General features: G+C 71.2%; 8 protein-coding genes. 4 read left to right on the top strand and 4 right to left on the bottom strand.

Going from position 1 to position 11702, the window contains the following annotated elements; genetic code table 11:
- Positions 1 to 8: 8 nt before the first annotated feature.
- Positions 9 to 1517: an MFS transporter gene (locus QSK34_RS00650; protein WP_285578730.1), complete on the top strand. Its 1509-nt coding sequence runs from the start codon at positions 9 to 11 to the stop codon at positions 1515 to 1517.
- On the opposite strand, the gene QSK34_RS00645 is transcribed toward QSK34_RS00650, so the two are convergent.
- Positions 1507 to 2019: a DUF402 domain-containing protein gene (locus QSK34_RS00645; RefSeq protein WP_285578728.1), complete on the bottom strand. Its 513-nt coding sequence runs from the start codon at positions 2017 to 2019 to the stop codon at positions 1507 to 1509. The genes QSK34_RS00650 and QSK34_RS00645 overlap by 11 nt on opposite strands.
- 40 nt (positions 2020 to 2059) lie before the next feature.
- On the opposite strand from QSK34_RS00645, the gene QSK34_RS00640 reads away from it, so the two are divergent.
- Both QSK34_RS00640 and QSK34_RS00635 read left to right on the top strand, forming a co-directional pair.
- Entirely contained in the window at positions 2060 to 5284 is a 3225-nt protein-coding gene (locus QSK34_RS00640; protein WP_285578725.1) for an AfsR/SARP family transcriptional regulator, read from the top strand.
- A gap of 86 nt (positions 5285 to 5370) precedes the next feature.
- Positions 5371 to 6930: a DHA2 family efflux MFS transporter permease subunit gene (locus tag QSK34_RS00635; RefSeq protein ID WP_285578723.1), complete on the top strand. Its 1560-nt coding sequence runs from the start codon at positions 5371 to 5373 to the stop codon at positions 6928 to 6930.
- 337 nt (positions 6931 to 7267) lie between these two features.
- Here the strand turns inward: QSK34_RS00635 and QSK34_RS00630 are convergent, their stop codons facing one another.
- Complete coding sequence (locus tag QSK34_RS00630; RefSeq protein WP_161480516.1) at positions 7268 to 8953, bottom strand: ribonuclease J; 1686 nt, start codon at positions 8951 to 8953, stop codon at positions 7268 to 7270.
- A 38-nt stretch (positions 8954 to 8991) separates the two neighbouring features.
- Positions 8992 to 9909: a 4-hydroxy-tetrahydrodipicolinate synthase gene (dapA, locus tag QSK34_RS00625; RefSeq protein ID WP_285578718.1), complete on the bottom strand. Its 918-nt coding sequence runs from the start codon at positions 9907 to 9909 to the stop codon at positions 8992 to 8994.
- Between the two features lie 227 nt (positions 9910 to 10136).
- Here dapA and QSK34_RS00620 point away from each other — a divergent pair, with 227 nt between their 5' ends.
- Positions 10137 to 10934 (top strand): ArsR/SmtB family transcription factor, encoded by a 798-nt coding sequence (locus QSK34_RS00620; RefSeq protein WP_285578717.1) that lies wholly within the window; start codon positions 10137 to 10139, stop codon positions 10932 to 10934.
- Between the two features lie 204 nt (positions 10935 to 11138).
- Here QSK34_RS00620 and QSK34_RS00615 read toward each other — a convergent pair whose 3' ends face one another.
- The gene (locus QSK34_RS00615) at positions 11139 to 11624 is read right to left on the bottom strand and encodes an ATP-binding protein (RefSeq protein WP_285578715.1); all 486 of its coding nucleotides are present in this window, start codon (positions 11622 to 11624) and stop codon (positions 11139 to 11141) included.
- Positions 11625 to 11702 lie beyond the last annotated feature (78 nt).

Genomic DNA, 11702 nt, shown 5'->3' with positions numbered 1-11702 from the left:
GACCCCCGATGAAGGCGACCCGCCGCGAATGGCTCGGCCTGACGGTCCTGGCCCTGCCGACCCTGCTGATGTCACTCGACGTCAGCGTGCTCTACCTGGCGCTCCCCCACCTCAGCCGCGACCTCGGGGTCAGCGGCACCGAGCAGCTCTGGATCCTGGACGTCTACTCGTTCATGCTCGCCGGGTTCCTGGTCACCATGGGCACCCTCGGCGACCGGATCGGCCGCCGGAGGCTGCTGCTGATCGGCGCGGCGGCCTTCGGGGTCTGCTCGGTGGCGGCGGCCTACGCGAGCAGCCCGGAGATGCTCATCGCGGCCCGCACGCTGCTCGGCGTGGCCGGGGCGACGCTGATGCCGTCGACGATGGCCCTGATCAGGAACATGTTCCGCGACCCGAAGGAGATGGCCGCCGCGATCGGCGTCTGGTTCTCCTGCTTCATGGGCGGCATGACCCTCGGCCCGCTCGTCGGCGGCGCGCTGCTCGACCACTTCTGGTGGGGGTCGGCGTTCCTGCTCGGCGTGCCGGTGATGGTGCTGCTGCTGGTGGTCGGCCCGGTCCTGCTGCCCGAACACCGCGCCCCGCAGGCCGGCCGCCTCGACCTGACCAGCGTCGCCCTGTCGCTGGCCGCGATCCTCCCGGTCGTCTTCGGCCTGAAGGAGATCGCCCGGACCGGCGTGAGCGCCGCCTCCCTCGCCGCGGTCGTCGCGGGGCTCCTCGCGGGGTTCGCCTTCGTCCGCCGACAGGGACGCCTCACCAGCCCGCTGCTCGACCTGAAACTCTTCCTCAACCGCTCGTTCGGCAGCGCGCTCGGCACCTCGCTCGCCCTGGGCGTGGTGATGGCCGGCATCACCCTCGTCACCTCGCTCTACCTGCAGAGCGTCGCGGGCCTGTCGCCGCTTGAGGCCGGGATGTGGATGATCCCGCAGGCCGTCGCGATGGCCGCCGGCATGACGATCGCGCCCCGCCTGGCGGCCCGCGTGCGGCCCGCCCACCTGATGACGGCCGGGCTGCTGGTGGCGGCCGCGGGCATGTTCGTCCAGACGCAGACCAGCGTGGCGACCGTGGTCGTCGGCCTGTCGCTGGCCGGGATCGGCATCGCCCCCACCATGGCCCTGACGATGAACCTGATCATGGCCTCGGCCCCGCCGGAGAAGGCCGGTTCGGCGGCGTCCCTGTCGGAGACCGGCGGCGAGTTCGGCGTCGCCATGGGCATCGCCACCCTGGGCAGCCTGGCCACCTACGTCTACCGCTCGTCGATCACCGTCTCCGACGAGCAGGCCCGCCAGGGCATCACCGAGGCCGCGCTCGCCGCGCAGCGCATCGGCGGGGCCGCCGGGGAGCAGGTGCTGGAGGCGGCCCGCGCGGCCTTCACCTCGGGCCTGGTCGTGGTGGCCGGGACGGGGACCGTGGTCTTCGCCGCCCTGGCCGTGCTGGTCGGCGTGGCCTTCCGGCACCTGCCCGCCATGAGCGCGCCGGCCGCCGAGGAGGAGCAGGCGCGGGAGCTCGTCAGCGTGTGACGAGCCCCTCCAGCTTGTCGAGCCAGCCCCGATGGACGCGCCCGAAAGGCTCCCGCCTCTCGGTGACCGCGTCCATCAGCCATTCGGCGGTGCGTTCGGCCTGCTCGACGACGTCGGGCGGGTAGCCGAACCGCACCTGGTGCTCCTGGAACTCGTCGGCGTCGTCGAGGAAGATGCGCCCGTCGGTCTTGCGGATCACGTCGAGGTCGAGGTCGACCATCGTGATGTCGACGTCGGAGACGACCGGGACGGTGGTCACGTCGACGTAGACCTCGGTCTGGTGGGGGTAGGCGTTGAACGAGGCCGTCCACCAGGCGTTCCGCGGGAACAGCATGACGAACGGGAAGTCGTAGACGAACTTCGGCTCGTGCCCCTTGCGGCCCACGATGCCCTTGCGGTGGCCGGTCCAGACGCCGTGCTCGTCTTCGCCGAGGAGGACGCCGGGGAAGTTCCAATGGAGGGATTCGTCGTACTTGCGGTAAACGATCGCCAGGTCCGTCACGCCATCCGACCCTAACGGAAGGTGCGACAGAATCGGAGGTATGCGTTTCGGCATTCTGGGCCCTCTCGACGTGCGCCGCGACGACGGCACCCCCGTCGAGCTCACCGGCCCGCGCGGACGCACCCTCCTCGCCACCCTCGCCCTCGACGCCGGCAAGGTCGTCCCCGCCTCCCGCCTCATCGACGTCCTCTACGGCGCCACGCCCCCCGCCGGGGCCGCCAACGCGCTCCAGGCCCAGGTCAGCCGGCTCCGCACCGCCTTGGGCGGCCACATCGCCCACACCCCCGCGGGCTACCGCCTCGACACCGACCCCGGCGACGTCGACGCCCTCCGCTTCGAGCGCCTGACGGCCGAACGCCGCTTCGCGGAGGCGCTGGCGCTCTGGCGCGGCCCGGCCCTCGACGGCCTGCCCGAGACGCTGCGCGGCGCCGCCGCCCGCCTGACCGAACTCCACCTGACCGCCTACCTGGGCCTGGTCGACACCGAGCCGGCCTCCCCCGCCCTGCTGACCGGGACCGGTTCCGTCCCGGGCCTGCCCGAGATGATCAGCCGCCACCCCCTGCACGAAGGGCTGCGGGCCCGCCACATCCGGCTCCTGGCCGCCGTGGGCCGCCCCGCCGAGGCGCTGGCCGCCTATGAGGAGGCCCGCCTCCTCCTCGACGAGGAACTCGGCACGATTCCGTCGGCGGAGCTGACGGCGGCCCACCTGTCGGTGCTGCGCGGTGACGACCCACCGGCGGCGCCGGGACCAGCGGCACGACCGGTCCGAGCGGCCCCCGGCCGCGACGCATCCGGCCGTTCCACCGCCGAGGAGCCGCGCCCGTCCCCACCTGGCGCGGCATCTCGTGACACCACGCCCGAGCGTGTCGGGGTGCCCGTGCAGTTCACCGCGCTGGTCGGCCGGGAGGCCGAGCTCGCCGCCATCCGCGAGACGATGTCCGCCGCCCGGCTGGTCACCCTGACCGGCCCCGGCGGCACCGGCAAGACGCGGCTGGCCGCCGAGGCGTGCGCCCATGCCCCCGGCCCCGTCTACTTCGTCGAGCTCGCCCCGCTGGCCGACGCCGCCGAGCTGCCGCAGGCCGTGCTCAGCACCCTCGGCCTGCGGGAGGGACGGCTGCTCAAGCAGGGCGCGCAGCCCGTCGCCGACCCGGTCGACCGCATCGTGGCCGGGATCGGCGACCGCCCGATGCTCATCGTGCTCGACAACTGCGAGCACCTCGTCGAGGCCGCCGCCGGGTTCGCCGGACGGCTGCTGGCCGCCTGCCCGGGGCTGCGCATCATGGCCACCAGCCGCGAGCCCCTCGCCATCGCCGCCGAGCGGCTCTGCCCGATCCCGCCGCTGGCCCTCCCGCCGTCGGGGGTCGATCCCGCCGACGCCCTCTCCTATCCCTCGGTACGCCTGTTCGCCGAGCGCGCCGCCGCCGTGCGACCGGGCTTCTGGGAGTCGGCCGACCCCGGCGAGCTCGACGCCGTCATCAGGATCTGCCGCGCCCTCGACGGGCTGCCGCTCGCGATCGAGCTCGCCGCGGCCCGGGTCCGCACCCTCCCCGTGACCGACATCGCCGACGCCACCGACCCGTTCGCGGTGCTGGCGCGCGGGAGCCGTACCGCCGAACCCCGGCACCGCACCCTGCGCGCCGTGATCGCCTGGAGCTGGGACCTGCTCGACGACGACGAACGCACCCTCGCCCGCCGCCTGACCGTCTTCCGGGGCGGCGCGACCCTCAAGGCGGCGCAGGAGGTCTGCGGGCTGCCCCGGCACGACGTGCTCGACCTGCTCGCGGGCCTGACCGACAAGTCGCTCATCGAGGTCGCCGGCACCCACTACCGGATGCTCGACACCATCCGGGCGTTCTGCGCCGAACAGCTCGCCGAAGCGGGTGAGGAGGAGCGGTTCCGGCAGGCCCACGCCGCCTGGTTCCGCGACTTCGCCCTCGCCGCCGACCCCCACCTGCGCACCGGCGACCAGCTCGAATGGCTGCGCCGCATGGACGCCGACCACGAGAACATGCTGGCCGCCCTCCGCCACGCCCCTCCGGCCGACGCGCTGCTGCTCTACTCCGGCCTGACCGGCTACTGGTGGCTGCGCGGCCTGCGCAGTGAGTCGATCGCCTCCGCCCTCGAACTCCTGGCCCGGCTCGGCCCGCGGCCCGAGATGTCCGAGGAGTTCGCGGTGTGCGTGCTGAGCGCCGTCGTCGGCGGCGTCGCCGACCCCGTGCTGCGCGCCCACCTCGACCGTGTCGGCGACTGGCTCGACGGCTTCCGGGCGCCGCACCGGCAGCCGCTGCTCTGGGTGCTCTGGTCACAGGCCGTCGGCCCGCCCGACCCGGCGGCGGCCGACGACCTGATCGCCGTCCAGGCCACCTTCGAGCTCGACCCGTGGACCCGCTCCCTGTCGCGGTTCGGCTGGGGCCTGCTGGCCCTGTTCGAGGGCGACCACATGCGGGCCGAGGAGAACCTCCTCCCGGCCCTGGCCGGGTTCACCACGATCGGCGACCGCTGGGGCATGTCGATGACGACGACCGGCCTGGCCGAGATCGCCGAGTGGACCGGCCGCCGCGCCGAGGCCCTCGACCTCATCGAGCGGTCCCTCGACCTCCTCCAGACGCTCGGCACCACCGTCGACATCGCCGAACTGCTGTGCCGCCGGGCCCAGAACCGGCTCGTGTTGTCCGAACGCTCGGACCCGGCCCAGTACGCCGCCATCCACGCCGACTTCACCCGCGCCGCCGACCTGGCCCGCGAGGCCGGCGCGGTCGAGATGATCGGCCGGGCCCGCATCGGCCTGGCCGACCTGGCCCGCCTCCACGGCTCCCTCGACGAGGCCCGCGAACTGGCCGAACAGGTCCTGGCCGAATGCGGCGGCGACTGGTTCAGCCTCGACGAGATCCGCGTCGCCGCCAACCTCACCCTGGGCTGGATCTCCTACGCCGAAGGCGACCCCGACCGCACCGAACACCACCACCGCCAGGCCCTGTCGTCGGTGTACGTCCAGCGCAACCGCCTCCAGGCCGCCCGGGTGACCGCGGGCCTGGCCGGCGCGGTCTTCCTCCGCGACGACCCGGCGGGCGCGGCGGCCCTCCTCGGCATCAGCACCGCTCTGCGCGAGGGCCTGCCCAGCGACGAACCCGACCCGATCCGCCTGGCCGCCCGCTGCCGCGCCGTCCTCGGCGAGGCCACCTACGCCGCCGCCCACGCGCGGGGCCTGGCGATGCCGAAGGACCGGCTCATCCCGGTCGTGCTGGAACTCGCCCCGCCCGGCTGAGCGGTCGTCAGCGACCGGTCAGCGTGCCGTCAGCGTTGTCAGCGGGTGGTCAGCCGCAGGTCAGCGGCCCGGCCCACCCTGATGTCATGACTTCCACCACCCCCGCCGCCGGGAAGAAGTGGGGCACGCTGGTCATCTCGTGCCTCGCCATGCTGCTGCTCGCCCTTGACGTCACCGTTCTCCACCTGGCCACGCCCAAGCTGGTCGAGGACATGACCCCGTCCGCGACCCAACTGCTCTGGATCCTGGACGTCTACGGCTTCGCCCTGGCCGGCCTGCTGATCACCTTCGGCAACATCGGCGACCGCATAGGACGCAAGAAGCTCCTGCTGATCGGCACGGTCGCGTTCGGCGCCGCCTCCGCGCTGACCGCCTACGCGCCCACCCCGGAGTTGCTGATCGCCGCACGGGCGCTGCTGGGCGTGGCCGGGGCGACCATCATGCCGTCGACCTTGTCGATCATCCGGAACGTCTTCACCGACCCGAAGGAGCGCACCGCCGCCGTCGGCATCTGGAGCAGCGTCTCGGCCCTCGGTTTCGCCATCGGCCCGGTGGTCGGCGGCGCCCTGCTCGACCACTTCTGGTGGGGCTCGGTGTTCCTGATCAACGTCCCCATCACGGTCGTGCTGGTCGTGGTCGGCGCCGTCGTCCTGCCGGAGTCGCGCAACCCGAACCCCGGCCGCCTCGACGTCGTCAGCGTCCCCCTGTCGATCGTCGGCGTCATCTCCTTCGTGTACGCCTTCAAGGTCGCCGCCCACGACGGCATCGCCGAGCCCGCCGTCTGGATCTCCGCCGCGCTCAGCCTGATCACCATGATCGTGTTCGTCCGCCGCCAGACCCGGCTGGCCGAGCCCCTGATCGACGTGCGGCTGTTCAAGGTGCGCGCGTTCTCCGGTGCCGTCGGCGCCAACGTCGCGGTCATCTTCGGCACGTTGTCGATCTCGGTGGCCTTCGCCCAGTACTTCCAGCTCGTGCGCGGCTGGTCTCCCCTGATCGCGGGCCTGGCGGGCCTGCCCGGCGGCATCGGCGCGGCCATCGCCGGCGGCCTGGCCGGCACCCTGATCATGGCGGTCGGCCGGGCCAAAACGGTCGCGCTGGGCCTGTTCCTGACCTCGGTCGGCTTCTTCCTCTACGGCCTGATCGACGTCGACACCAGCTACGGCTTCATGCTGCTCCCGATGATCATCGCCGGTCTCGGCATGGGCTTCACCTTCGCCGTGACCAACGACACGATCATCGCCTCGGTCCCCCGCGAACGCGCCGGAGCCGCCTCGGCGATCTCCGAGACCGCGACCGAGGTCGGCGGCGCGCTGGGCATCGCCGTTTTGGGCAGCGTCCTGGGCGGCCTCTACACCGGAAACCTGACCGTCCCGGCAGGGATCCCCGCCGAGGCGGCCGACGTGGCCGGCGAGTCCCTGGGCGGCGCCGTCCACGTGGCCTCCCAGCTCCCCGCCCCACTGGGCACCCAGCTCCTGGACGCCGCCCAGCGCACCTTCGTCGACTCGATGCACACGACCCTCGTGGTCGGCGCGGTCTCGATGATCGTCCTGGCCGGAGCGTGCCTGTGGGCCCTGCGCGGCACCCCGAAGGAGATCCCCGAGGTCATCCTCGACGACACCGGCCGCGTCGAGGAACCGGTCGCCTGACCCACCACCCGAGAACGGCCCTCCCACGGGGGAAGGGCCGTTTTCGTGTACGCCCAACTTTTTGAGATCTGGCCGAGTCGACTTGCCCATGGGGACCGGCCCTCGCTGAGTCACCTGCCCTCGCGGTCGGCCCGTTCGAATCGGACCGGCTACGGCTGAGCCACCTTGCCCTCTCCGGCCCAAGTCGGGCCAGAGTTCGGTCGTCGCGAGGTCGGGCGGTAGCGGCCGAGGAGCGCCGGTTGCGGGGCGAGGCGGGGCGGCGGGCGGTGCCGGGGTGGGCGGAGCCGTAACGGAGCAGAAGAAAGGCCCTTCCCGGGCGGGAAGGGCCTTGCGCGCGTCAGGCTTCGACGACCACCGGGATGATCATCGGCCGGCGGCGGTAGGTGTCGCTGACCCAGCGGCCGACCGTTCGGCGGACGACGCGGCGGATCTGCAGCACGTCGGCCACCCCGGCCGCGGCCGACTCCTGGAGCGCCTTCTCGATCTGGGGGATCACCGCGTCGAGCGAGTCGGGGTCGATGCCCGATCCGCGCGCGGTGATCTCGGGGCCGCCCGTGAGGCGGCCGGTGGTCGAGTCGACGACCACCACGATCGAGATGAAGCCCTCGTCGCCGAGGATGCGCCGGTCTTTCAGCGCCACCTCGGTGATGTCGCCGACCGAGGTGCCGTCGACGAAGACATAGCCGGCCGGGACCGCGCCGACCACCTTCGCCTGCCCGTCGACCAGGTCGACCACGACCCCGTCTTCGGCGATGACGACGTTCTCCTCGGGCACCCCCGTGAGCCGCGCGAGCCGCGCGTGCGCCCGCAGGTGCCGCCATTCACCGTGAACAGGCATGAAGTTCGACGGCTTGGTGGCGTTGAGGACGTAGAGCAGCTCCCCGGCGGCGGCGTGACCCGACACGTGGACCAGCGCGTTGCCCTTGTGGACGACCTTCGCGCCCCACCGGGTCAGCCCGTTGATGACCTTGTTGACGGCCGTCTCGTTGCCCGGGACCAGCGACGACGCCAGCAGCACCGTGTCGCCCTCGGCGATGCGGATCGGGTGGTCGCGGTTGGCCATGCGCGACAGCGCCGCCATCGGCTCACCCTGGGAACCGGTGCAGATGAGCACCACGTCTTCCGGCGGCCACTCCTCGATCTCGCGTGAGTCGACCAGGATCCCGGCCGGCACCTTGAGATAGCCGAGCTCACGCGCCACGCCCATGTTGCGCACCATCGACCGCCCGATCAGGGCGATCTTGCGGCCGTGTTTCTGGGCCGAGTCGACGACCTGCTGAACACGGTGGATGTGGGACGCGAAGCACGCCACGATGATGCGCTTGTCGGCCACCCGGATCACGTCGTCGATCACCGGCGCGATGTCACGCTCGCTGGTGACGAACCCGGGCACCTCGGCGTTGGTCGAGTCGGACATCAGCAGGTCGACGCCCTCGGCGCCGAGCCGGGCGAACCCGCCCAGGTCGGTCAGCCGGCCGTCCATCGGCAGCTGGTCCATCTTGAAGTCGCCGGTGTGCAGCACGATGCCGGCGTGGGTCCGCACGGCGACCGCGAGCGCGTCGGGGATCGAGTGGTTGACCGCGAAGAACTCGAGCTCGAACGGCCCGAACCGGCGCCGCTCCCCCTCGACGACCTCGACCGTGATCGGCTGGATGCGGTGCTCGGTGAGCTTGGCCTCGATCAGCCCGAGGGTCAGCTTCGCCCCGACGAGCGGGATGTCGCGCCGCTCGCGCAGCAGGTAGGGCACCGCGCCGATGTGGTCTTCATGGGCGTGGGTCAGCACGACGGCCTCGACCTGGTCGAGGCGGTCGCGGATGTATTCGAAGTCGGGCAGGATCAGGTCGACTCCGGGCTGGTCGACCTCGGGGAACAGCACCCCGCAGTCGACGATCAGCAGGCGGCCTTCGTGTTCGAAGACCGCCATGTTGCGGCCGATCTCCCCGAGCCCGCCCAGGGCGACGATCCGCAACCCTCCTTCGGGTAGCGGCGGAGGCGGGCCGAGTTCCGGATGGGGATGACTCATGCACGCACCCCGTGATCATGGGGTGTAGCCAGCAGCACTCAATCTCCTATGACCTTCAGGCCGCCCGCGACGAGGTCGGCGCGGAGCAGCGCGATCTGTTCAGGTGTTGCCTCGACCAGCGGCAGCCGGCTCGGACCGGCTTCCTGGCCGACAAGTCTCAGTGCGGCCTTCGCCATGATCGCCCCACCGGCCTGGTTCATGATCCCCGAGATGACGGGGGTCAGGCGCAGGTGGATCTCGCGGGCCCCCGCGACGTCACCCTGGCGATACCGCTTGATCATCTCCGCGAGGTCGGCCCCCGCGACGTGACCGATCACGCTCACGAACCCGGCCGCCCCGATCGACAACCACGGCAGGTTGACCGCGTCGTCGCCCGAGTAGAAGACCAGGTCGGTCGCGAGCATGACCTCGGACGTGGTGTGGAAGTCGGCCTTGGCGTCCTTCACCGCGACGATCCGCGGATGCTGGGCCAGCCGGATCAGCGTCTCACGCCCGATGGGGATGACCGACCGCCCGGGGATGTCGTAGAGCATCACCGGCAGCTCGGTCGCGTCGGCGATCGCCGTGAAATGGCGGTAGACCCCCTCCTGCGGCGGACGGCTGTAATAAGGCGTCACCGCCAGCAGCCCGTGGGCGCCGGCCCGCTCGGCCGCCTTCGCCGCCTTCACGCTGTGGGCGGTGTCGTAGGTGCCGACGCCCGCGACCACGAAGGCCCGGTCTCCGACGGCCTCGACCACGGCCCGGACGAGGAGCTCTTTCTCCTCGTCGGTGGTCGTGGGGCTCTCGCCCGTGGTTCCGCTCACGACGAGGCCGTCATTGCGCTGCTCGTCGACGAGGAAGCCGGCCAGGCGCTGCGCCGCGTCGTAGTCGACGGCTCCGTCGACGGTGAAAGGGGTCACCATCGCGGTCAGCATGCGGCCGAAGGGGGCGTCAGAGGTTCCAGTTGGCGATGCCATAGACCGAACGGTACCCGGATCCGCCCAAACGGTGGACCCCGCCACCCCGCCTGTGGATAACGGCGTGGGCCTCCGGGCACGAAAGAGGCCGCCGATATGTGCTCGGGGGTACACACATCAGCGGCCTCTATCCCTCAATCGAGCCGTCTTACGGCCGCGTTACAGACTCTTGGAACTTATTTTCCCGCGTTGACATGCAGCCATTTGGCTGCCTATCGTGCGATGGCGTGGACGACGAGGTTTTCCGGGCGCTGGCCGACCCCAGCCGCCGCCTGCTGCTCGACCGGCTCAACACCGCCAACGGCCAGACCCTGCGTCAGCTGTGTGACGGCCTGACGATGGCCCGGCAGTCGGTGAGCAAACATCTGGCCGTCCTGGAGTCGGCCGGACTGATCACCACGACCCGGCGCGGCCGCGAAAAACTCCACTACCTGAACGCCGAACCGATCAACGCCATCGCCGACCGCTGGCTCGGCCGATACACCAGGGCAAGGGCGAGCGCCCTGGCCGACCTCAAGACCGCATTGGAGCACCGGCCCATGACCACGACCGAGTTCGCCTACACGACCTACATCAAGACCACCCCCGAACGCCTCTGGGAGGCTCTGACCACGCCGGAGTTCACCCGCCGCTACTGGGGCGTGTCGCTGGAGTCGACATGGGAGGTCGGGGCGCCGGTGACGTGGGGCATGGGCGAGGTCCGCATGGACGACCCGACGCAGCAGGTGGTGCTGGAGTCCAAGCCCTACGAGCGGCTCTCCTACACCTGGCACACCCTGACCGACGAGTTCGCGGCGGCCGTCGACCTGACCGGGGAGAAACTGGCGGCATGGCGGGCCGAACCCCGATCGAAGGTGACGTTCAGCCTGGAGCCGATGGGCGAGCTGGTGAAGCTGACGGTGATCCACGACGACTTCATGGAGGGCTCGGCGATCCTGCCGGAGATCGGAAAGGGATGGCCGGCGATCCTGTCGAACCTGAAGACCTACCTGGAGACGGGCGAGACGTTGCCCACCCTGAGCTGAGTCTCCGACCCCGGGGTGCACGAAGAGCGAACGTCGTCCCGATTCAGCGCACCCGAGCCGAGTCCCCCTGGGATGCACGAAAGCCCAGCGCCGCCCCGAATCGGCGCACACCCTGCCCACCCCGAGCCGAGCCACCGGCCCAGCCCATGAAGGCCGAGCGTTGTCCCGAATGAACGTGGCAGAAGGTCCGAAAATCCGTCTCATCTACCCTTCTCGCGGCGGGAGCCCGCGCAGCAGGTCGCCCGGGGAGAGCGGCCCCACCGCGGTCAGCGGCAGGTCGCGCACGGGCGTCGATGGGGACGGCCACCAGCCAGGCCCGATCTCCGGGAGGAGACGGAGCCGGGCCCCGGGGTCGTCGAGCTGGGCCCACGAGGTGACGTACACATCCGCCAGCCCTTCATGTCCCCACGCCGTGGCCATCGTGCGGACGATCCCCAGGCCCCGGCCGTGTTCGTCGCCGGGCGACGGGCGTTTCTCGCGGGGCACCGTGACCCCGCCTCCAGAATCCGTCACTTCTATACGAATGGAGCGTTCCATCTTAATAACGCATACGCGGACAATACCGCCATTAGGGCTTCTGCTATAGCGAATGGCATTCGAGAAGAACTCGGAAACGACGACCTCGGCATCATGGACAAGCGGGTGCCCATCGAGGTAGCGGCGGACGAATAGCCTGGCCACGGCGGCCATCGAAGCTCGTCCAGGCAGGGACAAAGCATGACGATCCACGACAGGATCCTCCACAGGTCAAGAGTAAAGTTGGAATCA

Origin of the sequence: Herbidospora sp. NBRC 101105 (genome assembly GCF_030269205.1) — a bacterium.
Taxonomy (GTDB): domain Bacteria; phylum Actinomycetota; class Actinomycetes; order Streptosporangiales; family Streptosporangiaceae; genus Herbidospora; species Herbidospora solisilvae.
The sequence above is the reverse complement of the archived record's forward strand: the minus strand, read 5'-3'. Positions and strand labels throughout refer to the sequence as shown.

Excerpts from the sequence above, each read along its gene's own strand:
- QSK34_RS00630 (WP_161480516.1), bottom strand. The coding sequence starts at position 8,953 with ATGAGTCATCCCCATCCGGAACTCGGCCCGCCTCCGCCGCTACCCGAA.
- QSK34_RS00650 (WP_285578730.1), top strand. The coding sequence starts at position 9 with ATGAAGGCGACCCGCCGCGAATGGCTCGGCCTGACGGTCCTGGCCCTG.
- dapA (WP_285578718.1), bottom strand. The coding sequence starts at position 9,909 with ATGGCATCGCCAACTGGAACCTCTGACGCCCCCTTCGGCCGCATGCTG.
- QSK34_RS00640 (WP_285578725.1), top strand. The coding sequence starts at position 2,060 with ATGCGTTTCGGCATTCTGGGCCCTCTCGACGTGCGCCGCGACGACGGC.
- QSK34_RS00615 (WP_285578715.1), bottom strand. The coding sequence starts at position 11,624 with ATGGCCGCCGTGGCCAGGCTATTCGTCCGCCGCTACCTCGATGGGCAC.
- QSK34_RS00635 (WP_285578723.1), top strand. The coding sequence starts at position 5,371 with ATGACTTCCACCACCCCCGCCGCCGGGAAGAAGTGGGGCACGCTGGTC.